At 69.8% G+C, this 24,707-nt stretch carries 23 protein-coding genes; 6 read left to right on the forward strand and 17 right to left on the reverse strand.

The genetic code is table 11. The features are described from left to right. Window positions 1–37: 37 nt before the first annotated feature. Window positions 38–1,414 carry a PHB depolymerase family esterase gene (locus ACFY2Q_RS19305; RefSeq protein WP_387131899.1) on the reverse strand — a complete coding sequence of 459 codons (1,377 nt, stop codon included), beginning with the start codon at window positions 1,412–1,414 and terminating at the stop codon, window positions 38–40. A gap of 316 nt (window positions 1,415–1,730) precedes the next feature. Here ACFY2Q_RS19305 and manD point away from each other — a divergent pair, with 316 nt between their 5' ends. After that, window positions 1,731–2,939 (forward strand): D-mannonate dehydratase ManD, encoded by a 1,209-nt coding sequence (gene manD / locus ACFY2Q_RS19310; protein ID WP_387131901.1) that lies wholly within the window; start codon window positions 1,731–1,733, stop codon window positions 2,937–2,939. 16 nt (window positions 2,940–2,955) lie between these two features. Here manD and ACFY2Q_RS19315 read toward each other — a convergent pair whose 3' ends face one another. The 7 genes from ACFY2Q_RS19315 to ACFY2Q_RS19345 form a co-directional block, all read right to left on the reverse strand. Next, complete coding sequence (locus tag ACFY2Q_RS19315) at window positions 2,956–5,052, reverse strand: alpha-glucuronidase (RefSeq protein WP_387131903.1); 2,097 nt, start codon at window positions 5,050–5,052, stop codon at window positions 2,956–2,958. Between the two features lie 32 nt (window positions 5,053–5,084). Then, window positions 5,085–5,771, reverse strand: coding sequence for a DUF624 domain-containing protein (locus ACFY2Q_RS19320; protein ID WP_387131905.1), 687 nt, complete (start codon window positions 5,769–5,771; stop codon window positions 5,085–5,087). Then, window positions 5,768–7,309 (reverse strand): xylan 1,4-beta-xylosidase, encoded by a 1,542-nt coding sequence (locus tag ACFY2Q_RS19325; RefSeq protein ID WP_387131908.1) that lies wholly within the window; start codon window positions 7,307–7,309, stop codon window positions 5,768–5,770. Before ACFY2Q_RS19325 ends, ACFY2Q_RS19320 begins: the two co-directional genes overlap by 4 nt. Window positions 7,310–7,426: 117 nt before the next feature. Further along, the gene (locus tag ACFY2Q_RS19330) at window positions 7,427–9,064 is read right to left on the reverse strand and encodes an extracellular solute-binding protein (RefSeq protein WP_387131910.1); all 1,638 of its coding nucleotides are present in this window, start codon (window positions 9,062–9,064) and stop codon (window positions 7,427–7,429) included. Window positions 9,065–9,103: 39 nt separating this feature from the next. Further along, a complete protein-coding gene (locus tag ACFY2Q_RS19335) occupies window positions 9,104–10,012 on the reverse strand; it encodes a carbohydrate ABC transporter permease (RefSeq protein ID WP_387131913.1) in 909 nt (302 codons plus the stop codon). Then, on the reverse strand, window positions 10,009–10,998 hold the full coding sequence (locus ACFY2Q_RS19340; RefSeq protein ID WP_387131916.1) for an ABC transporter permease: 990 nt from the start codon (window positions 10,996–10,998) through the stop codon (window positions 10,009–10,011). Before ACFY2Q_RS19340 ends, ACFY2Q_RS19335 begins: the two co-directional genes overlap by 4 nt. Before the next feature lie 10 nt (window positions 10,999–11,008). Beyond that, on the reverse strand, window positions 11,009–13,408 hold the full coding sequence (locus tag ACFY2Q_RS19345; protein ID WP_387131919.1) for a beta-glucosidase: 2,400 nt from the start codon (window positions 13,406–13,408) through the stop codon (window positions 11,009–11,011). 311 nt (window positions 13,409–13,719) lie between these two features. Here ACFY2Q_RS19345 and ACFY2Q_RS19350 point away from each other — a divergent pair, with 311 nt between their 5' ends. The 3 genes from ACFY2Q_RS19350 (at window position 13,720) to ACFY2Q_RS19360 (ending at window position 17,201) form a co-directional block, all read left to right on the forward strand. Next, window positions 13,720–14,754: a LacI family DNA-binding transcriptional regulator gene (locus tag ACFY2Q_RS19350; RefSeq protein ID WP_387131921.1), complete on the forward strand. Its 1,035-nt coding sequence runs from the start codon at window positions 13,720–13,722 to the stop codon at window positions 14,752–14,754. 20 nt (window positions 14,755–14,774) lie between these two features. After that, entirely contained in the window at window positions 14,775–15,767 is a 993-nt protein-coding gene (locus tag ACFY2Q_RS19355; RefSeq protein WP_387131923.1) for an acetylxylan esterase, read from the forward strand. A gap of 237 nt (window positions 15,768–16,004) precedes the next feature. After that, window positions 16,005–17,201 (forward strand): cellulose binding domain-containing protein, encoded by a 1,197-nt coding sequence (locus ACFY2Q_RS19360; RefSeq protein WP_387131925.1) that lies wholly within the window; start codon window positions 16,005–16,007, stop codon window positions 17,199–17,201. 79 nt (window positions 17,202–17,280) lie between these two features. On the opposite strand, the gene ACFY2Q_RS19365 is transcribed toward ACFY2Q_RS19360, so the two are convergent. After that, window positions 17,281–18,237 carry a nucleoside hydrolase gene (locus ACFY2Q_RS19365; protein ID WP_387131928.1) on the reverse strand — a complete coding sequence of 319 codons (957 nt, stop codon included), beginning with the start codon at window positions 18,235–18,237 and terminating at the stop codon, window positions 17,281–17,283. Window positions 18,238–18,376: 139 nt separating this feature from the next. Here ACFY2Q_RS19365 and ACFY2Q_RS19370 point away from each other — a divergent pair, with 139 nt between their 5' ends. Next, window positions 18,377–19,024 (forward strand): nucleotidyltransferase domain-containing protein, encoded by a 648-nt coding sequence (locus ACFY2Q_RS19370; RefSeq protein ID WP_387131931.1) that lies wholly within the window; start codon window positions 18,377–18,379, stop codon window positions 19,022–19,024. After that, window positions 18,937–19,167 (forward strand): aminoglycoside adenylyltransferase domain-containing protein, encoded by a 231-nt coding sequence (locus ACFY2Q_RS19375; RefSeq protein WP_387132091.1) that lies wholly within the window; start codon window positions 18,937–18,939, stop codon window positions 19,165–19,167. The genes ACFY2Q_RS19370 and ACFY2Q_RS19375 overlap by 88 nt, the downstream gene beginning before the upstream one ends. A 27-nt stretch (window positions 19,168–19,194) precedes the next feature. Here the strand turns inward: ACFY2Q_RS19375 and ACFY2Q_RS19380 are convergent, their stop codons facing one another. The 8 genes from ACFY2Q_RS19380 to ACFY2Q_RS19415 form a co-directional block, all read right to left on the reverse strand. Then, a complete protein-coding gene (locus ACFY2Q_RS19380; protein WP_387131933.1) occupies window positions 19,195–20,310 on the reverse strand; it encodes a MerR family DNA-binding transcriptional regulator in 1,116 nt (371 codons plus the stop codon). Window positions 20,311–20,374: 64 nt separating this feature from the next. Continuing rightward, window positions 20,375–20,737, reverse strand: coding sequence for a DNA polymerase ligase N-terminal domain-containing protein (locus ACFY2Q_RS19385; protein WP_387131935.1), 363 nt, complete (start codon window positions 20,735–20,737; stop codon window positions 20,375–20,377). Between the two features lie 60 nt (window positions 20,738–20,797). Continuing rightward, window positions 20,798–21,241 carry an OsmC family protein gene (locus tag ACFY2Q_RS19390; RefSeq protein ID WP_387131938.1) on the reverse strand — a complete coding sequence of 148 codons (444 nt, stop codon included), beginning with the start codon at window positions 21,239–21,241 and terminating at the stop codon, window positions 20,798–20,800. Between the two features lie 82 nt (window positions 21,242–21,323). Further along, window positions 21,324–21,620, reverse strand: coding sequence for a DUF6582 domain-containing protein (locus tag ACFY2Q_RS19395; protein WP_387131941.1), 297 nt, complete (start codon window positions 21,618–21,620; stop codon window positions 21,324–21,326). Between the two features lie 140 nt (window positions 21,621–21,760). After that, a complete protein-coding gene (locus tag ACFY2Q_RS19400) occupies window positions 21,761–22,489 on the reverse strand; it encodes a VOC family protein (RefSeq protein ID WP_387131943.1) in 729 nt (242 codons plus the stop codon). Between the two features lie 27 nt (window positions 22,490–22,516). Then, window positions 22,517–22,939 (reverse strand): NUDIX domain-containing protein, encoded by a 423-nt coding sequence (locus ACFY2Q_RS19405; protein ID WP_387131945.1) that lies wholly within the window; start codon window positions 22,937–22,939, stop codon window positions 22,517–22,519. Between the two features lie 207 nt (window positions 22,940–23,146). Further along, window positions 23,147–23,779, reverse strand: coding sequence for a hypothetical protein (locus tag ACFY2Q_RS19410; RefSeq protein WP_387131947.1), 633 nt, complete (start codon window positions 23,777–23,779; stop codon window positions 23,147–23,149). A 148-nt stretch (window positions 23,780–23,927) separates the two neighbouring features. Further along, a complete protein-coding gene (locus ACFY2Q_RS19415; protein ID WP_387132094.1) occupies window positions 23,928–24,497 on the reverse strand; it encodes an NADAR family protein in 570 nt (189 codons plus the stop codon). Between the last annotated feature and the right edge of the window lie 210 nt (window positions 24,498–24,707).

Consider the following 24,707-nt stretch of genomic DNA (forward strand, 5'->3'; position numbering starts at 1 on the left):
CGACTCCGTTTCTGAACTGGTGGTGTGGAGAGGTGGGTCAGGAGACCGAACAGGTCGCCCCGTTGAGGGCGAAGGAGGCGGGTTTGCCGGTGCCGCCGGTGTGGGTGGCCTGGAAGCCGATCTCGACGGACGCGTTCGGCGCGATGGTGGCGTTGTACGAGACGTTGCGGGCGGTCACCGCGCCGCTCGCCGGGGTGTACTGCGCGTTCCAGCCGTTGGTGATGGTCTGGCCGGTGGGCAGCGTGAAGGTCAGCGCCCATCCGTTCACCGGCGTGGTGCCGGTGTTGGTGATGGCGACGCTTGCGGTGAGACCGGTGTTCCAGGCGTTGACCGTGTAACCGACCCGGCAGGCGCCCGCGTTCGGAGGCGGCGTGGTCGGAGGCGGCGGCGTGGTCGGTGGAGGCGTGGTCGGTGGAGGCGTCGTCGGCGGTGGGGTCGTCGGCGGCGGCGTGGTGGGCGGTGGGGTGGTGGGCGGTGGGGTGGTCGGCGGCGGCGTGGAGCCGTCCAGGCCGAAGAAGCGGATCACCTGCGCGGCGTCGACAGGCAGGTTGTGCGAGACGCCCTGCATGCTTATCGCCTCGACCGGCGCCATCGGGCCGCTGCTGCCGTACCGGGTGCGTGTGTAACCGGACTGCGGCGAGTCGGTGTACGTCGGGGTCTGGCTCAGCCCGTGCACGTTCGTCCACTGCTTGACCTGCTCACCGAAGTTCGGGTAGCGCAGCGTCTCGTCGTTGGTGCCGTGCCAGATCTGCATCCGCGGCCGCTGGCCTGTGTAGCCGGGGTACGCCGCGCGGACGAGGTCCCCCCACTGCTGGGCTGTCCTGATGAGCTGGCCGTTGGCACACTCGCTGTTCCACTCCGAGCTGCCGCCGGTGGCGAAGCAGCCGAAGGGGACGCCCGCGAACGACGCGCCCGCCGCGAACACGTCCGGGTAGTCGCCGAGCATGACGTTCGTCATCATCGCGCCGGACGAGGTGCCGGTGACGAAGATCCGGGCCGGGTCGACGGCGTACCGCTGCCGCACGTAGTCGACCATCGACATGAGCCCGACCGGGTCGCTGCCCCCGCCTCGGCGCAGCGCCTGTGGCGAGGCCACGTCCCAGCAGCGGCTGCTGCGGGTCGCCGACGGGTAGATCACGATGAACCCGTACCTGTCGGCGAGCGACGCGTACTGGGTGCCGGAGTGGAACGCCGGGCCCGTACCGGTGCAGTAGTGCAGCGCGAGCAGGACCGGCGGTCGGGATGCCACCCGGTCGGGGACGTACAGGTGCATCTGGAGGTTTGTGGGGTTGGTGCCGAAGCCGGTCACCTGGGTGAGCGTCGCTGCGGACGCGGGAGCGGCGAACATCAGCGCGGCCGCGGCCAGTGTCACGACCGCCATGACGACGCCGAGCATCCTTGTCTTCAGTGTCATCGTTCGCGATTCCTCGGGAGAATGGCGCATGGAAGGGGGTGAGTCGAGGACTGCCCTTCGCCCGACCGTGACCGCGGCTCGCGTGACCAACGTCAGCTTCAATCGAGCACACTCGATTGTCAAGGATTCCGGAAACCTTTCGGCGCAACGGATCGCGGGCGACCTGCGCACGAGGGCGGCACCGTCACGTCGGCCACCGCAGCCCTACGAGTGGCTATTATCGGGACGTTCCCGATAAGCACTTTGTGCTTCTCCCCACCCCTCGCGCCACCCCCTGCGGCGTCCACAGCCGACCCGTGGGCCCGAAGGAGATCGAGTGAAGATCGTCGACGCCCGGGTCATCGTGACCTGTCCGGGCCGAAACTTCGTCACCCTCAAGATCGTCACGGATGAGGGCGTCACAGGCGTCGGAGACGCCACCCTCAACGGCCGGGAACTGGCCGTCGCGTCGTACCTGCGCGACCACGTGGCACCGCTGCTGATCGGCCGGGACCCGGCGCGGATCGAGGACACCTGGCAGTACCTGTACCAGGGCGCGTACTGGCGGCGCGGCCCGGTCACCATGAGCGCGATCGCGGCTGTGGACACCGCCCTGTGGGACATCAAGGGAAAGGTCGCCGGCCTCCCGGTCTACCAACTGCTCGGCGGCCGGTCCCGCGAGGGCGTCACCGTGTACGGCCACGCCAACGGCGAGTCCGTCGAGGAGGTGCTCGTGGAGGTCGCCCGCTACCTGGACCTCGGCTACCGGGCGGTGCGGGTGCAGTGCGGCGTGCCCGGCCTGCCCCAGACGTACGGGGTGAGCGCCGACAAGCTCTTCTACGAGCCGGCCGACGCGGCGCTGCCCAGCGAGGCCACCTGGTCCACCGCCCGCTACCTGACGCACGTGCCGACGGTGTTCGCCCGGGTCCGCGACGAGTTCGGCCCCACCCTGCGGCTGCTGCACGACGTGCACCACCGGCTCACCCCGATCGAGGCGGCCCGGCTCGGCCGCAGTCTGGAGCCGTACGCGCTGACCTGGATGGAGGATCCGGTCCCCGCCGACCTCCAGGAGGGCTTCCGGCTGATCCGGCAGCACACCACCACCCCGATCGCCGTGGGAGAGGTCTTCAACAGCGTCTTCGACGCCGCCCAGCTCATCCGGGAACAGCTCATCGACTACATCCGGGCCACTGTCGTGCATGCCGGTGGCATCACCCACCTGCGCCGGATCTTCGACCTCGCGGCGCTGCACCACGTGCGCAGCGGCTCGCACGGCGCCACCGACCTCTCGCCGATCTGCATGGCCGCCGCGCTGCAACTCGACATCTCGATCCCCAACTTCGGTCTCCAGGAATACATGCGGCACACGCCCGAGACCGACGAGGTGTTCCCCCACGGCTACCACTACGCCGGCGGCTACCTCCACCCCGCCGAGACGCCCGGCCTCGGTGTCGACATCGACGAGGAGGCGGCGGCCCGATATCCGTACGCCCCGGCGTACCTGCCGGTGAACCGGCTGGAGGACGGCACGGTGCACCCCTGGTGAGCCCGGGTCGGTCGGTTCAGTAGATGCGCCGACCCCGCGCGTCCGGCACCCCGGACTTGCGCAGGAAGTACGCGTTGATCTGATCGCGCCACTCGGTGGCGGACCGCACCTGCTCGTCGAGTCGCTCCGCCACCCGCTCGTACACGGCCGGGTCGATCATCCCGTTCAGTGTCTGCCAGCGCCGTCGCATCGCCTCCACCTCCTCGACCCCCGCGAAGTGGGTGTCGTAGATGTGCTGGATGACAGTGGACCCGCTGTGCAGGACGTGGGTGTACGGGACGTGGTGGAAGAAGAGCAGCAGCTCGTCCGGGCACCCCTCGGGCGACTCGTACACGTCGGCCCAGTACGGCGGGTACTGGCCGGCGAAGCCGGTGCCCGACGCGCGGCTGCGGTCCACGCCGACGCCGTCACGGTCGGCGAAGTGGTAGGTGCCCCACCGCGAATACTCGTACCCGTCGACGTCGGGGCCGTAGTGGTCACCCGGGTGGACCATGAAGCCGACGCCCAGCGGGGCGGTGTACCGCTCGTAGGTGCGCCAGGAGTCGTCCATGATCTCGTGCAGGGTCCGCCGCACCAGCTCCGGGTCGGCGGTCGCCGACGGTGGGAACGTCAGCGTCATCCACTCGTCGAGGACGGCCCGGGGGTCCAGCCGGGGATCCCAGGCGAGCCGACCGAACGTGTACAGGTTGGCCTGCGCCAACGGGTGCCCGGTCCAGAACGGGTCGTCGCCGGTGTTGGCCACGGCGACCAGGCCGCCGCCGTCGGCCACCTCGCCGGTCACCACGTCGGCGATCGTCCGCCCGCCGGGACCCCAGGGGGCGAACCGCAGCACCTCGCTCCACCACGGGCCGAGGTGGCAGATGTGCCGCTGCTGACCTGTGTACTCCTGCGTGACCTGCACCTCCACGGCGAGCCGGGTGGCGGGCATCGCGGCGAGCACCGGAGAGACCGGCTCGCGCACCTGGAAGTCCACAGGGCCGTACTTCACCTGCACGACCACGTTGGTGCGGAACCGCCCGTCGAGCGGGGTGAAGTGGTCGTACGCGGCCCGCGCCCGGTCGGTGGACCGGTCCCGCCAGTCCTGGTGGTGGTTGTAGACGAACGCCCGCCAGTGCACCACTCCCCCGTGCGGGGCGAGGGCCTCGGCGAGCAGGTTCGCACCGTCGGCGTGGTCCCGGCCGTAGGTGAACGGGCCGGGCTGCCCCTCGGAGTCCGCCTTCACCACATAGCCGCCGAAATCTCCGATGCGCTCGTACACCGCCCGGGTCGTGGCGGCCCACCACGCCCGCACTGCCACGTCGGCCGGGTCGGCGGTGGTCAGGCCGCCGAGGACCATCGGCGCGGCGAAGGTGACCGACAGGTGCACCCGGATGCCGTACGGGCGCAGGACGTCCGCGATCTCGGCGACGTCACCGATCCGGTCGGTGAGCAGCCGCGCCTCCGTCCGCGCCACGTTCACGTTGTTCACCGAGATCGCGTTGATGCCACTGGCCGCCAACAGCCGCCCGTACGCCCGGATGCGGGACAGGTCGCCGCGCGGAAGGCCGTCACGCCAGAAGATCGAGCCGCCCGAGTACCCCCGTTCGACCTGGCCCATCACCGGGTGCACCGCCACGTTGTCCCAGTGGTTCAGCATCCGGCGGCGCAGCGCGGGCCGGTGCAGCTCCGGCGGGCGAGCCGGATCGAACGCCGCCGCGCAGAGCCGGACCACGTGGAACAGCCCGTACAGCAGGCCGGCGGGCGCGTCGGCGAGCACGACAGTCACGTCGCCGGCCCGCGCCAGCAGGAATCCCTCGTCGCCGAGTGTCCGGCCGTCCTCGGTGAGCGCCGCCTCGCCCGCCGCCCGCGCCGCCCGCGCAGTCGAGCTGGGTAGCTCGCCCGCGCCGCGCAGCGTCAGCACCAGGTCGACGTCCACGTCCCAGGACGGGGAGTGCCACACCCGCCCGCCGTAGCGTGCGCAGGCGCGCGCCACCTCGTCGAGGACTGTGCCGACGAGCGGTCCGTCGCCGTGCACCAGAACGCGGCGTGCGCCGAGCGACCGGAACGCCTCCGGCGGCAGCCAGGCGGCGTGCACGCGCGGCCCCTCGACGTCCGGCGGGTCCGCCACGAACATTGGCTCCTCCAACCTCACGGACTCCGGTGCGCTCACGGGGTGAACTCCTCGCGGATCAGTCGGACCATCGGATCGCCGACCCGCAGCAGCGCCAGGACCGCTATCGAACCGAGCATCGCCAGGACCACCTCGGAGAGGACCGCGGTGATCCCGGCCGCCGCGGCCAGCAGCAGGGCGTTGCCGACTGTGACACCGGGGGTACGCACCAGGAAGTGCACGGCCAACCGGAGTACGTCGCGGGTGCGGAAGTCGAACAGCGAGGTGATCACCAGGGCGTTCGCCGCGCAGAGCGTCACCGCCACCCCGATCAGGATCAGCGGAACCGCCCACCAGGTCGCGAGGCCTACCGTGTCGCGGTAGGCGAGGTTCACGGCGAGCACGGTCAGCCACAGCAGCGTCGGCACCCAGACGCGCAGCACGCCGCGCAGATTGGCCCGGTACCCGCGCCAGAACAGGGCGGCCGGCCGCAGGTCGGTCAGGTCGGGGCGCTGGTGCCGCAGGGCGTACAGGGCGGCCGAGAGCGCGGGGCCGACCGGCAGCAGGAGGGCCGCGGCCAGCGGCAGGTTGCTGGGGTCGCGGCCCAGCAGCAGCAACGGGAGCAGGCCGGGCAGTGTGGTGAGCAGGAGCAGCAGCTCGACGACGAGCAGGACGTAGACGTGGGAGGCGATCCGCGACAGTGGCCCGTCGCCGAGCTGTCGCCAGGCGTGGGCGGCGCTCACGGTTGCCCCGCCCGGTCGCTCCCGACCGGAAGTCCGAGCAGGCGGTCGGCGTTCCACCACTGCGGTGTCTCGTCCACCACGGCGCTCACCTCGACGAGGGTGACCTCGTGCCGGCTGAGGGTGAGGTCCACCTCGACCCGGCCGGCGGTGACCGGCAGGCCGCGGTGGGTCCGGGCCGGTTCGGCGGCCTCGCGCAGCGCGTCGAGCTGTCGGACGCGAGGTGAGCGGGGTCGGCCCATCTCGGCCCAGGCCGCCCACGCGTTGCCCGCCTCCTCGCTCACCGACGAGCGGAGCAGGAACGCCGACGTCGTGCCGGGCAGGCCGAGCGGGATCGACAGGGCCAGCGGGTGCCGGTCTGGCACCGGTGACAGCCCGGTGACGTCCACCGGCGCCCACGCCAGCACGGCGATCCGACCGTCGGCGTGGCGGGTGACCAGGTGGTCGTCCCCACGGGCCAGGACCTCGTCGCCGAGACGGGCCATGAAGGCGTACAGGTGGTAGGTGGGTTTCTTGATCTGGCGGTGGGTGAGCAGGCCGAACCCGCCGTGGAACAGCGCTGTCGGCACCCCCTCCTCCTCGAACATGTCGCTGAAGGTCCAGTAGGAGAAGGAGTCGACCAGGTCGCCGCCGGCGGCCAGCACGGGTGCGAGGTAGGCGGCGTGGAACGCGGTGTCGTGGATCGGGTTGTCCGTGCGGTAGGACGAGTTGAACTCGGTGATGTGCACAGGCAACTCCGCAAGCGGGGTGCCGGCCAGGTGTCGACGCGGCGCGGCGAACTGGGTGAGCAGGTCCGCCGCCGGGGCGAGGGTCTGGTGGGTGCCGAACGGCACGTGCTGGGCCGGCCCCGAGGTGTACGCGTGCCGGCTGACGAAGTCGACAGGCACCTGCCGGTCGGTGACGAACTCGGCGAACGGCACCAGCCAGTCGTCCGCCCCAGGGGAGATCGCCGGGCCGCCGACCTGCAACGACGCGTCGACGTCCTTGACGGCTTGTGCGCTCACCTCGTACAGGCGGTGGTAGGCGTCGCGGTCCGCGCCCTGCCAGAAGGGCACCAGGTTCGGCTCGTTCCACACCTCGATCGGCCAGCCGCGCACCTCGTCGAGGCCGTACCTGTCGACCAGGTGCGCGACAGTGGCGCGGACCAGGTCCGCCCATTCGGTGTGGGACCGGGGTGGCGTGACGTTGCCCCGCCACCAGAACACCGTCTGATCGCCCGAGGCGAGGCCGGACGGCATGAACCCCAGCTCCACGAACGGGCGGATGCCCAGATCGAGGTATGCGTCGACGACCTGGTCGACGTACGTGAACGAGTGGTGCACCCGGCGCTGGCCGTCGTGCTCGTACGGGCGGTGCACGCCGACGCCGTCGCTGAGCAGCCCGTGCCCGCGGATGTGGCGGAACCCGATGTCGGACTGGATGAGCGCCAGCGAGTCCTGGTAGTCACGGCGCAGGGCCAACTCGAAACGGCCGGTGCCGACACAGCGCCGCCAGGCGTCGGTGAGCCGGCCGGTGGGCTGGTCGGGAACGGTGATGCGCATTGCTGTCCTCTGGTCGTCCCGGCCGGCGGCGGGCTGGGCACGCGCACCGCGCTGGCCGGTGGTCGCCGGGAAGTCCGGCCGGGCCGCGATCAGGCACCCGACCGGACTCCCCGCTGATCAGCCGTTGCTCTTCTGGAACCGCTCGTACGCCTTGTTGACCGTGTCGATGTACTGGTCGGCGTTCTTGGCCTTCAGCTCGGCCACGTACGCGTCCCACTCGCTCAGCGGCCGCTGACCCAGGGCGAACTTCAGCGTGTTCTGCGAGACGAAGTCCTTCAGCGGCGTCTCCCAGAGCGACACCTGCTCGCGCTCCTCGTCGGTCAGCGGAGCGGGCGGGGCCACCTCCCTCGGGGTGCGCGCGTCCATCACCTTCTGGAACTCCAGCTCCTCCGGGGAGAAGAACCCGCGGACCAGGTCGGGGCTGCCGCCGTAGGCGAAGACGCCGTTCTGGAAGCCGAAGTCCTTCTGCAGGTGCTTGGGCGCCTTCGGGTTGAGGCCGAGGAAGTCGACGCCGGGGTTGAGCGTGCGCTTCCCGGACGCGTCCTTGGTGAACGTGGTGCCCTCGACGCCCCAGCGGGCGAACTCCAGGCCGGCGTCCGAATACCACAGCCAGTCGATGAACTGCATCATTGCCACGAAGTTCTTGCTCTCCCGGGCCTTCGTGGAGATCATGATGCCGTTCTCCAGGCGGGAGAAGGGGTTGATCTCGCCGGCCGGGCCGACCGGCAGTGGAATCTTGGCCATCTTCGCGTTCGGCAGGGTCTTGGCCAGGTCGGGCCGGTGGTTGTTGACAAGCGTCTGCGCGTTGCCGGTGACCACGAAGGACTTGCCGTTGGCGAGCTTCTGGCGGGCCTGGTCGTCGGTCTGGGTGAAGCTCTCCGGGTCGAGCAGACCCTCGGCGACGAGCTTGTGCAGGTACGTGAGCATCTGCTTGTACTGCTCGGACCCCCCGGTGTAGGTGAACTTCTTCGCCGCCGGATCCCAGGTGGCGTGTTGGTAGTCCCAACCGGCCCGCGTGCCGAAGGACGCGCTGAGGATGTTCAGCAGGGCGCCGGTCGGTGTGGGCTTACTGAACAGGTCGGAGTACGGGTAGACGTTCGGGTACTTCGCCTTCATCGCCTTGAGCACCGTGTACAGGTCGTCCCAGGTCTTCGGGACCGGGAGGTTCAACTCCTCCATGATGTCGGTGCGCACCAGCACCGTGTAGTCCTGCGTGGGCTTCTCGTGCAGGCCCGGCAGCAGGTAGAACTTGCCGTCGGACTGCCGCAGGTTGTCGATCTCCGGCTGCAGGTTCCACTTGGCGATCTTGTCCTTGAGGTTGGGCATCAGATCCAGGTAGTCGCTCACCGGAAGGATCGCCCCGGAGGACACGAACGGGTCCTCCTGCGGGTGGTACGTCTTGGGAATGATCAGCGGAGCGTCCCCGGCGCCGATGAGCAGGCTGCGCTTCTGCTCGTAGTCGCTCAGCGGTACGGCGACCGGATCGATCGTGACGTTCGTCCGCTTGGTCAACTCCGACCAGAACAGCCAGTCTTCCTTGAGCGGATAAAACGTGTGGTTGTTGTAGAGGGTCGAGAAGGAGAGCGCCTCGGTGGCCTTGAACTGGTCGCCGACACCGTAGTTCGCCATCGCGCCGGCACGGTTCTCCGAGAGGTCCGTCGACTCGCCGGGGTCCTCGGAGCATGCGGTGGTCAAGCTGAGCGCGAGCAGACCCGCGGTGGCTAACGCCACGCGGCGCCACGTCTGGTGGAGCATGGCTGGTCCTTTCGGTGGTGTGGTGGGGGGTTCGGCGGCTCAGCCCTTTACCGCGCCGAGCATCACGCCGCGGACGAAGTACCGTTGGACGAAGGGGTAGACCGCCAGGATGGGCAGGGTGGTGAGCACGATCGTCACGGCTTGGAAGGTCGCCGCCGCCTGGACCTTGTCGGCGTCGGCGGCGGCCGACTCGGCGCTGGTGGCGCCCGCGATGAGGTTGCGCAAATAGACGGTGACCGGGAGCAGGTCCTGCCGGTCGAAGTAGAGGAACGCGCTGAACCACGAGTTCCAGAAGGCGACCGCGTAGAAGAGCACCATCGTCGCGATGATCGCCTTCGACAGCGGCAGCACGATGCGCAGCAGGATGCCGTACGTGTTGAGCCCGTCGACCGCCGCGGCCTCCTCCAACTCGGTCGGCAGGCTCTCGAAGAACGCCTTCATGACCAGCAGGTTGAACACGCTTATGGCGTTGGGGATCACCACGGCCCAGATGGTGTTCTTCATGCCGAGGCTTGTGACAAGCACGTAGTTGGGGATCAGGCCGCCGGAGAAGAACATGGTGAACAGCGCGATGCCGACGAGGAGGCCACGCCCCTTGAGCTGCGGCTTCGACAGCACGTACGCGTAGCAGGTGGTCAGGACGATCGAGATGATCGTGGCGACCACCGTGTACACGACGGTGTTGCGGTAGTTCGTCCAGAACATCGCATCCGACATGACCAGCTTGTATGCGGTCACGTCGAACCCGCGCGGGACCAGGGTCACCTTCCCCGCGATGATGTACGCCTCGTCGCTGAGCGAACGGGCCACGATGGTGAGGAACGGATACAGCGTCACGATCACCACGCCGGTCAGGACCACCGCGTTGACGGTCCGGAAGATCCGGTAGCCACGGCTGTCCACCGGCCCGCGTGTCGTCGGGGCGTCCGCCTTCGTACCGAGGATCACCACAGGCTCGTCCCCACCGTGCGACGGGAGATGAGGTTCGCCGACAGGACCAGCACCAGCCCGATCACCGCCTCGAAGAGGCCGATCGCGGCGGCGTAGCTGAAGTTGCTGGACTGGAAGCCCATCCGGAACAGGTACGTGGAGATCACGTCCGCGGTCGGGTAGGTCAGCGGGTTGTAGAGCAGCAGGATCTTCTCGAACCCGACCGCCATGAAGCTGCCGATGTTGAGGATCAGCAGCGTCACCATCGTCGGCCGGATCCCGGGCAGTGTCACGTGCCAGGTCTGCCGCAGCCGGTTGGCGCCGTCGATCCGGGCCGCCTCGTAGAGGTCCTCGTCGATAGTGGTGAGCGCCGCGAGGTAGAGGATGGTGCCCCAGCCGACGGTCTGCCAGACCTCCGAGGAGACGTAGATGGTGCGGAACCACTCGGGCTGTTGCAGGAACGCCACCGCGTCGCCACCGACCAGCCGGACGAGTTGGTTGGCGGTGCCGTCGATCGAGGTCAGCTGCATGACCATCGCCGCCACGATCACGATCGACAGGAAGTGCGGCAGGTAGGACACCGACTGGACGAACCGTTTGAACCGCCGGGCACGTACCTCGTTGAGCAGCAGCGCCAGCACGATCGGCAGGGGGAAGCAGAACAGCAGGGTCAGCGTCCCGAGCACGAGCGTGTTGGTGAAGACCTCCCAGAACGTCGGGTCGGTGAAGAACATCCGGAAGTACCGCAGCCCGACCCAGTACTCGCCGAAGATGCTGCCGCCCGGCTTGAACCGGCGGAACGCGATGACGTTTCCGATCATCGGCAGATACCGGAAGACAAGGAAGAACAGCAGCGGCAGGACGGCGAGCGAGTAGAGCTGCCAGTCCCTGCGCAGCGCCTGCCGCCAGGTCCGACGGTGTCGCCGCGCGCGCGGGGTGGGTGCGACAGCCGCCGCCGGAGCGGGGGGCGGTGCCGGCGGCGGCCGCAGCGTCTCGGATGTCATGAGCGGCCTCCTATGCGGAGTGCGGGACGGCCAGGAGGTGCTCGATCCGCGCCGACGTGAGCAGTTCCCGGTCGTGGCCCACCTGGCGTTCGGCGCCTGTCAGCCGTAACGAGAGCGCGGCCACCGTGTCGCCGCTCGACCGGCCGAACCGCAGCTCGACCCCACCGGGCTCGACGATGCGCCGGCCGGCCCGCCCCGTGAACGACGCGACATCAGCCGGTACGCCGAACGTCACGTGGGCCACCGCGCCGACCTCCAACGGCACCCGCGCGTAACCGACGAGCCGTGACACCGGCCTCGTGGTCTGCGCGACCGGGTCGTGCAGGTAGAGCTGCACCACCTCGGTGCCGGGCCGGGAGCCGGAGTTGCGGACGGTGACGCGTACCCGCGCCTCGCCGTCGACAGGCCAGGTGACCGGCTCGGCCGCGTCGTCGTACACCTCGTCGTCAGGCCCGACGACGACGGCGTCGGTCCAGTCGAAGGTCGTGTAGCTCAGCCCGTGGCCGAACGGGTACGCGGCCGTCGGGTCGATCGAGGAGACCTGGTTGCGGTGCCCGAGCGGCGGCGCCAGGTACGTGCCCGGCAGGCCGCCCGCGTGACGGGGCACGCTTACCGGCAGCCGCCCGGACGGGTTCGCCGCTCCGGTGAGTACCTCGGCGAGCGCCTGCCCGCCCCGTTGTCCGAGGAAGAACGCCTGCACCACTGCCGCCGCCGCGTCGAACTCCGAGCCCAGCGCGTACGGCCTGCCGGTCATGAGCACCAGCACCACAGGTGTGCCGGTGGCCAGCACGGCGCGGACCAGGTCGGCCTGCACACCGGGCAGCGTCAGGTCGGCGGCGTCGCAGCCCTCACCGGAGGTGCCCCGGCCGAACATGCCCGCCCGGTCGCCGACGGCGAGCACGCACACGTCGGCGGCCGCTGCGGCGGCGACCGCTGCGGCAATGCCCGAGGTGTCCTCGCCGGTGATGGCGCAGCCGGGCTCGTAGCTGAGCTGCGGGACGTGCCGGGTCAACTCGTCGCGGAGCGAGGGGATGTCCACGCCGAGCGCGACCCCCGCGTGGTTGACGCCGACATGGTTCGGGAAGGTGTAGCAGCCGAGCATCGCCATCGGGTCGTCGGCGACCGGGCCCACGAGCGCGACACGGCGACCGGCCGGCAGCGGCAGCACGCCCGTGTTGCGCAGCAGCACGACGGACCCCCGGGCCAGGCGTACGGCGACGTCCTGGCTGGCCTCGTCGTCGAGGCGCAGGCTCGCCACGTCGTCGGGCAGCTCCTGCCAGCCATCGTCGAGCAGGCCGATCTCGATCTTCTGGATGAGCACCCGCCGCACCGCCCTGTCGACAAGCGCCTCGTCGACCTCACCGGCGCGCACCGCCGCCAGCAGCGAATCGCCGTAGGCGTCCACTGTGGGCAGCTCGACGTCGATCCCGGCGTGCAGCGCGAGGCCCGCGGCGTCGGCGGAGCGCTCGGCCACCCCGTGCAGGGTCTGGAGAAACCGGATGGCGAAGTAGTCGGCGACCACGACGCCTGTGAAGCCCCACTCGTCGCGCAGGAGCCCGGTCAGCAACTCCTCGTCGGCCGCGGCGGGCACACCGTCGATCTCGGCATAGGAGTTCATCACCGAGCGGGCCCCGCCGTGCCGCAGGGCCATCTCGAACGGTGGCAGGATCACGTCGGCCAGCTCCCGGCGGCCCATCGACACCGGAGCGAGGTTGCGCCCGCCCCGGGAGGCGGAGTATCCGGCGAAGTGCTTCAGGGTGGCCACGATGCCGGCGCCCTCCAGGCCCCGCACGTACGCCGCTCCGGTCGTCCCCACCAGGTACGGGTCCTCGCCGATCGTCTCCTCGGTGCGTCCCCAGCGGTAGTCGCGGGTGACGTCCAGGACCGGGGCGAGCCCCTGGTGTACGCCTGCGGCGCGCATCGACTGGCCGATCCGCGTGGCCATCTGCTCGACCAGCTCCGGGTCGAACGAGGCGCCCCAGCTCAGCGGAGTCGGGTAGACGGTGGCCCGCCAGGCCGCGAAGCCGGTGAGGCACTCCTCGTGCACCTGCGCCGGGATGCCGAACCGGCTGGCGGCCACGATCTGCGCCTGGGACGCGGCCAGCGACCGGGCGCCGAGCACCGGGTCGACGGGCGCGGTGCCGAACGGCCGGGTGAGCTGGCCCAACCCGTGCTGGATGACTGTGCTCCACGGCGGCAACTCGTCGAGCATGTCGGCCTGGTGCGGGGCGACGCCCTCACCGGATGCCTCGGCACCCACCCAGACCCCGACGAGTTGGGCGAGCTTCTCCTCAAGCGACATCAGCGGCAACAGCGCCTCGGCCCGTTCGACCGGCGACAGCCGCGCGTCACGCCACGGTGCGGCCTCGTGGGACGCCGGTGCGCCGTCGACGGGCACGTTACTTCTCATTGCCGAGACCCCTTAGCTCCGGCCACATCCCGCACCCTCGTGGGATCGGTTCGTGACGGGTGACCGCGATCCGAAACTTTCCGAAACCCCGCGTAACCTTTTCGGCAACCTAAGTGCACCGCATGGGCGTGTCAAGAGCTTCGATGTGACGACGGACGCCCCGCTATCCGGCCGGTTGAACCGACCTGCACGATCCGTGGGCCGAGAGGCACGCCAGCGCAAGGGATCGAGCAACCCGAATCTCGTGGGTCCGCCCGCTGAACCGATCGTGTTATGGTCTTCCGAAATTTTCGGATGCTGTAGAGGCTGCGATGACAGAGCACCGCCCGCTCGGCCCACAGGCCTCCACCATCGCGACGATCGCCAACGACGTGGGCGTGTCGGTCGCGACGGTGTCCAAGGTCCTCAACGGGCGCGAGGACGTCGCCCCCGCCACCAGGGCCCGGGTCGAGGCGAGTCTCGACCGCCACCAGTACCAGCGCCGCAACCGTCGGCCGTCGACCGGCCAGCGCCGGATCGACCTGGTGTTCCACGAGTTCGACACCGGCTGGGCGCTGGAGATCCTGCGCGGGGCCGAGGCGGTGACGGCCGCCGCCGGGATCGGCCTCGCCGTGTCCCAACTCGGCGGTGCGCACCGACCGCCGTCGCGGTGGCTGGAGACGCTGCTCACCGATCGTCCACTTGGCGTGCTGCTCGTGCTCTGCCACCTGACCGACAGCCAGCAGCAGCAGTTGCGGCGGCAGGGCATCCCGTTCGTCGTCGTCGACACCGACAGCGCGACCTCCGCCTCGGTGCCCACCGTCGGCTCCAACAACTTCAACGGCGGCCTGCTGGCCGCCCGACACCTGCTGGAGCTGGGCCATCGGCGGATCGCCGTCATCTCCGGGCCACCTGACATGCTGTGCAGCCGGGCCCGTGCCGCCGGTTTCCACTCCGCCCACGAGGAGGCCGGGGTCGCCGTCGACCGCGAGTTGGTCTCCTACGGCAGCTTCTCCGCGCACGCCGGGCACGCCCACGGCCTGCGGCTGCTGAGCCGGCCGGACCGACCCACGGCGATCTTCGCCGGCTCGGACATCCAGGCCATGGGGGTGCTCCGGGCCGCCCGCAAGTGCGGCCTGCGAGTCCCCGAGGACCTCTCCGTCATCGGGTACGACAACCTGCCGGTCTCGGCCTGGACCGACCCCGCGCTGACCACGATCAACCAGCCGTTGGGCGACATGGCCGGCATCGCCACGCACATGCTGCTCGACATGGCCCACGGCAACGAGCCGGCGACCAGCCGGATCGACCTGGTGACCGAGTTGGTCGTGCGGGAGAGCACCGCACCGCCGGCCCACCCGCGCTGACCCCGGACCCGCGAGGAGCCATGCCCGACACCGCCCCCGCCCTCGACGAGCTGCGGCGCTACGCGCCCACCGTCGTCGAACCCGACGACTTCGACAGGTTCTGGCGCGACACCCTCGCCGGGGCCGCCGCCCGCCCGGTGCTCGTGGACGTCCGCCCTGAGCCCACCGACCTGCGCCTGCTCGACTCGTGGGACGTCACGTTCGCCGGCTTCGGAGGCGACCTGGTGCGCGCCTGGTACACGCGTCCGGCGGGCGTCGCGGACCCGCTGCCCACGGTCGTCGAGTACGCCGGCTACGGGCGTGGCCGGGGTCTGCCGCACGAGCGGCTGACCTGGCCGGTCGCCGGGTACGCCCACCTGCTCATGGACAACCGTGGGCAGGCAGGGCAGTACGGCGCGGGCGACACCACCGACCCGCACGGCGCACCCGGTGGCCCCTGGCCGGCCACCTGGGGAATCCTCGACCCGCACGACTACCACTACCGTCGCCTGATCACCGACGCGGTCCGGGCCGTCGACGCGGTTCGTGCCCTGCCCGGCGTCGACGGCGGCCGGATCGCAGTGGTCGGCAACAGTCAGGGCGGCGGCCTGGCCCTGGCGGTGGCCGGTCTCGTCGGCGACCTCGCGGCGGTGCTGACCACCGCCCCGTTCCTCTGCGACGTCCAGCGGGCCGTCGCGCTCAGCGACGCCTCGCCGTACGGGGAGATCGCCCGCTACCTGTCGGTGCATCGGGAGGCCGAGGAGGCCGTGCGACACACACTGTCCTACGTAGACGGCGTGAGCTTTGCCCGCAGGGCCACGGCTCCGGCGCACTTCGGCGTCGGCCTGCGCGACACCGTCTGCCCGCCGAGCACCGGCTTCGCCGCCTACAACCAGTACGGCGCCGCCACCGGTCGGCCCGTACCACCGGAGCGGGAGATGCACGTCTACCCGTTTAACGGTCACGAGGGCGGGGAGTCCGTCCACGTCCGGCGGCAGCTGCGCTGGCTGGCATCGACGGTCGGATCGAACTGACATCTGGGCACGCAGTCATAGCGAGCTGTCGATTGATTGCCCCTGTTAGCGATAACACGCTATCGTGCGACCGACGGGGTGCAGGGCACACTCCCGTCGCGGTCCATCGGGCAGCCGGCCCGTCGATGACCAGCGCTGACGTCCGGGTTCCTGGCCGTCCCGCCAGCTGATCCACGCGTACCGCGTAAAGGTTGCGCCCTGCTGGCGCACGCTCCCCCACCACCGGAGGAAGCCCTCATGAGCAGTCCGTACCTCGACCATCCTGTTCCCCCAGCACCCGCGACCACCGCCACGACGCCGAAGCCCCGACGGGCCCGTCTGTGGTGGGCGGCCCTGGCCGCCGTCGCGGCCGTGGCCGCCGCCGTCCCGGTGGCGACAATGCCCGCAAGCGCCGAGTCCAACGGCGGGGTACGCGTGATGCCGCTCGGCGACTCGATCACCGACGGCTTCAACGTCGCCGGCGGATACCGCATCGAGCTCTGGCAGCGGTTCACCAGCGGCGGATACCGGGTCGACTTCGTCGGCTCCCAGTTCAACGGCCCGGCCAGCCTCGGCGACCACGACCACGAGGGGCACTCCGGCTGGACCATCGCCCAGATCGACGCCAACGTGGTCAACTGGCTGCGGGCGACGACCCCCCGCACGGTGCTGCTGCACATCGGCACCAACGACATGTACGGCGACACGTCAGGTGCTCCGGGCCGGCTTGCCGCACTCGTCGACAAGATCACCAACACCGCACCGAACGCGGACGTGTTCGTCGCGACGATCGTGCCGAAAGCCGGTGCGGACAACCAGGTTCGCGGCTACAACGCGGCGATCCCCGGGATCGTCCAGACCAGGGCCGCCGCCGGCAAGCGCGTCCACCTTGTCGACATGTACCGCGCGCTGACGCTTAGCGACCTCGCCGACGGCGTACACCCCAACGCCACCGGCTACCGCAAGATGGCCGTCGCCTGGTACGACGCGCTTCGTTCGGTGCCCGGCAGCATCGGCGGCGACACGCCGACGACTCCCCCGCCCACGACTGCCCCGCCCACGACTGCCCCGCCGACGACCGCGCCGCCGACGACCGCGCCGCCCACGACTCCCCCGCCGAGCACGCCGCCGCCGGCCGGTGGGTGCCGCGTCGCGTACACGGTCAACGCCTGGAACAACGGCCTCACCGCGTCGATCTCGGTGACCAACACGGGCAGCGCCCCGGTCAACGGGTGGGCGCTGGCGTTCACGCTGCCGAACGGGCAGGCCATCACCGGCGGCTGGAACGCCACCTACTCACCGACCAGCGGGGCGATCACCGCCCGCAACGTGTCCTACAACGGCACGATCGCCCCGAACACCGCCGTCGACATCGGCTTCCAGGCCACCCACACCGGCAACTCCGGGCGGCCGTCCGCGTTCACCCTCAACGGCGCCGCCTGCGCGGTCGCCTGACAGTCCCGTCGTGGTGCCGGGCGGCTCAGGGTCGCCCGGCACTCGCGCCGGTCAGCACACATGCCGGGCTGCGCCGCCGTCAAGGTCGCGGATGCGCCAGTGACTCCAGCCGACTCGTGATGAACTCCAACGCGGACGGCACGTCGACGTCCACACCCACCTCGACGGTCGGCTGACCCAGCAGCCCGCGCAGGTGCACGAGCGTGTTGCCGCGGCTCGGCCCGGTCGTGGTGTCCACCTCGACGTACGCCGGTTCGGCGGTGACCAGCCCGGGCCGGATCGCCTCCGCCATCGCCAGCGGGTCGTGCAGCGGCACCACGTCCATCCCGTGGTCCCGCCGGTACGCGGCGAGGTAGGTGTCGAGCGCGTCCGCGCAGAGAGCGGCGACGGCGCCGGCCGACCGGAGCCGGTGCATGTCGTCCGGCCCGTAGGCGGTGCGGTACGTGACATCCAACCCGACAAGCGTGGTCGGCACCGGCCGGGGCAGCCCCGGCTCGGTGAGCACGCGGTAGGCGGCCTCCGGGTCGGCCCAGATGTTGAACTCGGCGGCCGGTGTGCGATTGCCAGCGCCGATCGAGCCGCCCATGACCACCAATCGGGCCAACCGCGACGCCACCTCGGGGTACACCGCGAACAGGTGCGCCACGTTTGTCAGAGGCCCGGTCGCCACAAGCGTCACCGGCTCGGCGGCCGCCCGTACCGTCTCGACCATCAGCTCCAGCGCGGTGGCCTCCACCGGGCCGACGCCGGAGGTCGGCAGCGTGATGCCCCCCAGCCCACTGTCTCCGTGCACCGACGCGGCCCGGTTGGTCAGTGAGCGCAGATACGGCCGGTCCGCGCCGCGGGCCACCGGGATGTCGGCCCGGCCGGCCAGCGCGAGCACATCCAGCGCGTTGCGGGTGGTGGTGTCGATTCCGACGTTGCCGCCGACGGTGGTGACCGCGACCAGGTCCACCTCCGGGCTGGCCACCGCCGTGAGGATGGCCACCATGTCGTCGATGCCAGGGTCGCAGTCGAGCAGCAGCGGGCGCGTCACCCGCAGGACCCTATCGCTTGCGACGTCGACCACGAGCCGCACCTTCTGATGGTCCATAGGCCCCTGGCCGCGGCGCTCCGGTCTTTCCGATCGTGATTACTCGATGGTGGGCGGACGGTCCGCGGCGGAGGATGACCTGATGGCATCGCCCGAGATCGTTCTCGCCGATCTTCGTGACGCGTGGAGTGCCGCGCTGTCCAGCACGCTTCTGGGCCTGTACCTGCACGGCTCCCTGGTCGCCGGCGACTTCGCCCCGGATCGCAGCGACCTTGATCTACTCGCGGTACTCGACAGCGATCCGGACGAGGCGCTACTCGCCGTGCTCGCCGGTCTGCACGCGAACCTTGACCGATGGCACCCGCAGTGGGCCGGCAGGATCGAGGTGGAGTACGTGTCCCTCGGCGCCACGCGCGACGCCGCGCACGGCCGTGCCGGCCAGCCCCACGCCATCGCCCGGATCAGCCCCGGCGAATCGTTGCACCTGTTACCCGCCACCATCCATCGCGTCGTGACCTGGTCGACCGTCCGCGATCACGACCGCGTGCTTGTGGGGCCTTCAGCCGCCGCGCTGCTACCCGCCGTCGCCCCCAACCTCGTCCGATCGGCTCTGCTGGAGCACGTTCGCGACTGGCCGACCTGGATGACCCAGATGACCACACCCGGAGCCAGTCCTACACGGTACTTACCCTCTGCCGAGCCCTGCACCGTCTTCAGAACGGCCGGCAGCTGTCCAAGCGGCAGGCCGCCGACCGGACCACCGCCGCACTTCCACAGTGGGACGGCCTGATCACCTGGGCACGCGATTGGTGGTACGACGGCGGCGAGGACACCGACCCCGGCAGGGCAGACGGCGTCCACACGTTCGTGCACGAGATCAGCTCCACCATCCTGGCCTCGGAGGCAGCGGCCAACGCCGGCCTTTCCCGGTGACGGCCGGTCGGACTCGCGCACGGTGGCTCAGGCCACGAGCAAACGGAGGCCGAGCTCTGCGGTGTCGAGGGCGACGAGATCGCGGTTGCGCTCGGCCCACCGGCCCGAGGAGAGATCCTCGCGGAGCGCGCTTACCGCCCGTCGCTCAGCCTGCGGCCCCACTCTGGTCCACACCGAAACCGCCCGGCGTACGTGTTCGTCCAGGTACGCCTCGGGCCGACGCCAGTACGCCTCGAAGAAGCCGTCAGCGCAGTCCCACGGGACGAGCAGCGGCTCCGCACGCCCTCCGATCGCATGGGTCAGGTCGGCCAGGGACGGCCAGCCGACGAGGAGGTCGGCGAACTCGGGTAGATAGTCGCGGGTGAGCCAGAACCGCTGACGCCAGCCGGTGTCGTCGGCGTCGTACGTGAACACCACCACGCGGCGGGCCACCCGCCGCATCTCCCGCAGCCCGGCGACCGGGTCCCGCCAGTGGTGGACGGTGCTGACCGCCATGGCGGCGTCGAAGGACTTGTCGTCGAACGGCAGACTCTCCGCGGCGGCGGCCACGCACGGTGCCGCACCCACGGGACGCTGCGCCCGCATGACCGCAGACGGTTCCACCGCCGTGACGACGCGGTCGGGTGGCTCGTAGGAGCCCGTGCCGGCACCGACGTTCAGCACCGTGCGCGCGTCCCCCAGCGCCTCCCACATGCGGGCGGCGATCCGTGGCTCGGTACGCCGCGTGGCCGGGTAGGCAGAGCCGATAGCGTCGTACAGATGCGCGCCGAACGCCTTCAGTTGCTCCTCGGGCGTCGTCCTGATGCCCCTTGCTCGTGCCTCTAGCTCCCTGTCGATGGCCGTCACCATCGCGGCAGCGCGGTCGCGCTGGTCCACCAGCAGGCCGCGCAGCCGGCGCAGGTGCGCGACGGCGTCGGTGGCCGGGTCGTCGACCAGAGCGGCGATCTCGCGCAGCCCGAAGCCGAGCCGCCGGTAGGCGAGCACCTCCCGAAGTCGCTGCACATCGCCCGCCGAATAGGCCCGGTGCCCAGCCAAGGTCCGCGTCGACGGCTCCAGAAGACCGATCTCGTCATAGTGATGCAGTGTGCGGACGCTGACGCCGGCCAGCTCCGCCACGCGCCCCACGGTCAGGTGCTCCTCCATGCCATCGACTATGCGACCTGACGCCGCGTGAGGAGCAAGCGCTTCGTTGCCCTCGCGTACGTCGTCAGCCTTGTCCAGACGGCTGCTCCTTGGTCAGGTGGAGCAGCCACCCCTCAGCCGTGCGGATGAGCGCGTACCGCCGACGCCCGGTGCGACCGTTCAGCGTGAACAGCATCCGGCGGTCGGTGCGGTCGTGCTCCTCCCAGGTGCCGATGTCGGCGATCGACTTGTCGGCATCCTCGTAGGTGAGGTGATCGAGGTCGTGGTCGGGTACGGCGATGGCCAACCGGTTGTCGCTGGGGCTGTCCGGCAGACCGCGAGGCACTGCCCAGGAGCGAAGCACGCCGCCCTCCTCGAGCCGCAGGTCGAAGTGCGGCCGTGGTTTGCGGTGGTCGTGCAGGACGAAGGCAGGTGCCACGTCATCCATTGTCGGCACCCGCTGACCGGATGGACACGTCGACCGAATCGCCTGACGACACCGGGAACATCAGTCCGCGGTGGGTCCGGCAGGGTCGACGATCGTGACGGGAGTGCCCAGCTCGACGGTACGGGAGACGGTGCACAGTCGATCGTGCGACTGCCGCAGCGACCGGGGCAGCGCCTCGCGCGCCCGGTCACCGTCCGCGCCCGCCGGGAACGTCACGGTGAACTCGACGGTGAGATTCTGCATGCGGTTACCTCCGACCTCGTCCCGGATCTTGTCGCCGGTAATCTCCACGGAGAACTGGGTCGGCTCGGCACGACGGCTGGTGATGTGGTCCACGTCGACCGCGGTGCAGCCGCCGATGGCAGCCAGAAGCAGTTCCACAGGCGTGAAGCTGTCGTCCTCGCCCGTCCCCATCGACATCGATCCGCCACGGACGTTGCGCGCGACGTACCGCCCCACGCTTGTGCGCTCGATCTTCACCGAGCGGAAGCTGTCATCACTCATGGCAGGAAACTACCCTGCGCCGAGCCACCGCCCCGGTCGGTCGAGCGGTGGCTCCTGGTGATCTCCACCATCGGTGGGCCGGTCAGTGGGCGGGATTCGGCGTGTGGGGCAGCTTGCCCAGCTGATGCCAGTCGGTCTCCGCGACCTCGACGCCGTAGTGTGCGGCCGCGGCGAGGATGTTCTGGAACGCCTGGTCACGGTCGGCGTCGTCCACGCCCTGCACTTGGTCGAAGCGGGCGATGGCGTTGCGGACATGCGCCGCGTCGGTCATCGGTTCCTTGCGCTCGCGGGGAAACGCGAAAACTGTCGCCGGCAACTCGCGCTTGTCCTTCTCGGAGAGGCTGCCGTGCTGCTCGTGGGGCTTCCAGGTGGACTTCATCGCCCTCCTTTACCCACTCACCAACAGACGGCACCCCCACAACGGATATTTTCGACGCGGCCCGCGGCCCGCGGCCACACCACACGCCACGTTCGTCCCGTTTGATGGATTCGTCCGCACCCCACCCCGCTGTCGCACGGTCAGCTTGGGGCCAGGAGGCAGAACTCGTTTCCTTCCGGGTCGGCAAGGACCATCCACGGGACGTCCAGGTCGATTGCGGTGGCGCCGAGCGCCCGCAGCCTGGCTGCCTCGGCCGCCAGGTTGTCACCTGGGTAGGGACGAACATCGAGGTGTACGCGGTTCCACACGGTCTTCACCCCGGGCGTACGGACGAACCGAAGGTATGGGCCGACGCCCTTGGCGGAGCGCAGAACCGCCTCCTGGTCGGTCACCTCGTGCAGCATCCAGTCCGTGGCGTCACCCCAGAAGCGGGCCATGGCTCGCGGATCCACGCAGTCGACCACCACCGCGGCGATCGGTCCGGTGTCTCGGTAGCCCGGTCGGGCGTCCAGCACGCAGAACTCGTTGCCCTCTGGGTCTGCCATCACCGTCCACGGCACGTCGCCCTGACCGATGTCGGCGAGTGTCGCGCCGAGATCCTTCAGGCGCGCGACCATCTCCGCCTGTTGGGCCGCCGAGGTGCTGGCGAGGTCGACGTGGACGCGGTTCTTCACCGTCTTGGGCTCCGAGGAGACGATGAGGTCGACGCAGACAGCGACCGGGTCGGGGTAGTCGAAGCCCTCGGGTTCGAGGTTGGTCACGCCGGGCCCCTCGCTGGAAACCTCCCAGCCGAGCGCCTGCGCCCAGAAGCCGCCCAACATAGCGTCGTCCCGAGCCTTCATGTTGATCTGAACGAGCCGCGTTGCCATGCCGAGGATGCTAACGGCAGTCGGGCATCATCGCGTCTCGCCGACGCCGGAGAAGTAAAGCGGCAGGACTGCGGCAGTAGTCACGGCTAGGTCACGGTCGAAGACCTCGTGCCGAGGGACGAACACCATAGCCTGCCCCTCGCCGACTACCACATCCTGTTGCTGAGCATCGGTCCGACCGCAGAAGACGTGAACGGTCACCGCGTGCGGGAAACCTGCCTCATACGGGCGTGGTCCGCTCCACAATGCATGCAACTCACCTGCCCTCAGTCCCGTCTCCTCCAGCAGTTCCCGACGGGCCGCCTGTTCAGGCGTCTCGCCCGGCTCGACACGGCCGCCCGGCAAGCTCCACTGGTAGGGAGAAGTCGAGGTTTGCCCATCGCGATGCTGCATGAGTACCGCCTCCGAGGAATCCACGAGGAGTACCAACGCAACTTCATAGGTCGCCATGGCGAGATCGTGCCAGGTCCGCCGCCAGTCAACGCCATGCGCCACCCCTCCTAGGGCGCGTCCTGTCGATCTTGGAGTGGTCGATCGTGACGATGTGCCGGTGGTACGTCGTGGTGCCAGCCGGGCGCTGCGGCGGCGAGGAATCCGGCATGTCATTTCGGAACGCCCGGACCAGGTCACCCGTCGGGCCGCCAAGGGCAGCGCGGCCTAGTTGCCGAACCGCTCGGTGAAGTTGTGGATGAATGTTTCGGTGGTGCCTCCCGCGAACACCGGGCGAACCGCACCGAACTTCGCCAGCATGGCGCGAGCCCCGGGCAGGTCCCCCGACACCGCGAGGCAAACGGCCAGAGTTCCGTACTCGATCTGCGATTTCGGCCGTCCGACAAGCGTTTCGATCACCTTCGGCAACGTCTGGTTGCCGACCAAGAACGGCTCACCATAGGTCATCAAGTCGGCGATGACCTGAGCAACAGCTTCGTCCACCTGTTCCAGCGACGCGACCCACCAGCGTAACGGCGTGACCTTGGACGGCTCCGCTTCGTACACCAGGTCGGTCATGCTTGCACCCACCTGGCACACGGTGCCCGTGTTACCGAAGAGTTGCCTCTGCAACTCGGCGGCGTCGGCATGTTCCACGCCCACGCTGGAACTGAGCGAGATACCGTCACCGCCAGCGAGGTTGACGCCGAAGCGGAAGACGACCCCGTGGACGGGCTCGCGCACGAAGGCAACCTCATCGTCGGGCACGAAACGATGCGGCAGCCATCCACTGGCCGCCAACTGCTCGGTCAATCGACCGGCCACCCGGATTGGGATCTGGGCGACAAGCTCCGCTGTCATCGAGGAATCGTCACATGCGAGGCCTTGACCCTTGCAGCGGCACAGGCGACCCCTCCGTGCCGTGACGGCGCGCACCACTCTCGACACGAAAGGAGCGGTCCTGAACGTCCCGTCGGCAGCAATCCATGACCTCGGCGTCCAGCGACGACTACCGCTCCGGCTCGTCGCGGAGAGCGTCACGAACGTGCATGAGCGCGAACCCGAGCAGGTTGAGGCCCTGCCAGCGAGCCGGATCGGAGGCGACGGGATCCTCACGAGCTAGCCCTATACCCCAGACCTGGTCCAGCGGGCTGGCCTCGACGAGAACCCGTCGTCCGGTACCAACGAGGAACTCGCGCAGCTCAGCGTGCTGTCCGAACTTAGCCAGGTTGCCGGCCACCACGATGTCGAAGCGGTGTTGGTCCCAGATCCGTTGATCGAAGCCGACGACCCGGCCACCGAGAGCCTTGGCCGCGTGTGGGTGCGGCGCGGCGAGAACCCGCTCGGCCGTCGCGTCGTCACCGAACAGGGTGGCCTTGCGCCACATCATGTAGTGCTCCGCGGTCGCGAAGAGCAGCCCATCGATCATGAATGACACTGTCCACCACTGACTCAAGCAGCCGGCGCCGACCCGGCCGTCGCGCTCCGGCTGGTGTCCCCAGAAGAACAGAAACTTGATCCGTTCCCCGCGCGCCTGCGCGGCGACCAGTTCCGTGACGCTACGACATGAAGCCAGCATGATCGCGAGTGTCCTCGACCCAGACCCAACGCGCCACGGTATTAGCCGAGACGGCGCTTGCCCGGTAAGCGCCTCACGGACACCGCGCTCTGCCGGCGGCAGATACATGCGCCGGTGTGATCCGTTGCGCCGGTGCTGCGGCGACATTGAATAATCCGCGGATGGACTGTCGCCAGCCCTCTGGCGTGACCTGCGGCCGGGCATGACCAT

This window comes from Micromonospora sp. NPDC000316 (assembly GCF_042898885.1).
Lineage (GTDB): Bacteria > Actinomycetota > Actinomycetes > Mycobacteriales > Micromonosporaceae > Micromonospora.

Coding starts and splice junctions, on each gene's coding strand:
- ACFY2Q_RS19380 (WP_387131933.1), bottom strand. CDS start 20,310: ATGGAGGAGCACCTGACCGTGGGGCGCGTGGCGGAGCTGGCCGGCGTC.
- ACFY2Q_RS19305 (WP_387131899.1), bottom strand. CDS start 1,414: ATGACACTGAAGACAAGGATGCTCGGCGTCGTCATGGCGGTCGTGACA.
- ACFY2Q_RS19415 (WP_387132094.1), bottom strand. CDS start 24,497: ATGCTGGCTTCATGTCGTAGCGTCACGGAACTGGTCGCCGCGCAGGCG.
- ACFY2Q_RS19350 (WP_387131921.1), top strand. CDS start 13,720: ATGACAGAGCACCGCCCGCTCGGCCCACAGGCCTCCACCATCGCGACG.
- ACFY2Q_RS19345 (WP_387131919.1), bottom strand. CDS start 13,408: ATGAGAAGTAACGTGCCCGTCGACGGCGCACCGGCGTCCCACGAGGCC.
- ACFY2Q_RS19355 (WP_387131923.1), top strand. CDS start 14,775: ATGCCCGACACCGCCCCCGCCCTCGACGAGCTGCGGCGCTACGCGCCC.
- ACFY2Q_RS19325 (WP_387131908.1), bottom strand. CDS start 7,309: ATGCGCATCACCGTTCCCGACCAGCCCACCGGCCGGCTCACCGACGCC.
- ACFY2Q_RS19405 (WP_387131945.1), bottom strand. CDS start 22,939: ATGGCGACCTATGAAGTTGCGTTGGTACTCCTCGTGGATTCCTCGGAG.
- ACFY2Q_RS19315 (WP_387131903.1), bottom strand. CDS start 5,052: ATGTTCGTGGCGGACCCGCCGGACGTCGAGGGGCCGCGCGTGCACGCC.
- ACFY2Q_RS19410 (WP_387131947.1), bottom strand. CDS start 23,779: ATGACAGCGGAGCTTGTCGCCCAGATCCCAATCCGGGTGGCCGGTCGA.
- ACFY2Q_RS19340 (WP_387131916.1), bottom strand. CDS start 10,998: ATGACATCCGAGACGCTGCGGCCGCCGCCGGCACCGCCCCCCGCTCCG.
- ACFY2Q_RS19400 (WP_387131943.1), bottom strand. CDS start 22,489: ATGGCAACGCGGCTCGTTCAGATCAACATGAAGGCTCGGGACGACGCT.
- ACFY2Q_RS19385 (WP_387131935.1), bottom strand. CDS start 20,737: ATGGATGACGTGGCACCTGCCTTCGTCCTGCACGACCACCGCAAACCA.
- ACFY2Q_RS19395 (WP_387131941.1), bottom strand. CDS start 21,620: ATGAAGTCCACCTGGAAGCCCCACGAGCAGCACGGCAGCCTCTCCGAG.
- ACFY2Q_RS19370 (WP_387131931.1), top strand. CDS start 18,377: ATGGCATCGCCCGAGATCGTTCTCGCCGATCTTCGTGACGCGTGGAGT.
- ACFY2Q_RS19330 (WP_387131910.1), bottom strand. CDS start 9,064: ATGCTCCACCAGACGTGGCGCCGCGTGGCGTTAGCCACCGCGGGTCTG.
- ACFY2Q_RS19360 (WP_387131925.1), top strand. CDS start 16,005: ATGAGCAGTCCGTACCTCGACCATCCTGTTCCCCCAGCACCCGCGACC.
- ACFY2Q_RS19390 (WP_387131938.1), bottom strand. CDS start 21,241: ATGAGTGATGACAGCTTCCGCTCGGTGAAGATCGAGCGCACAAGCGTG.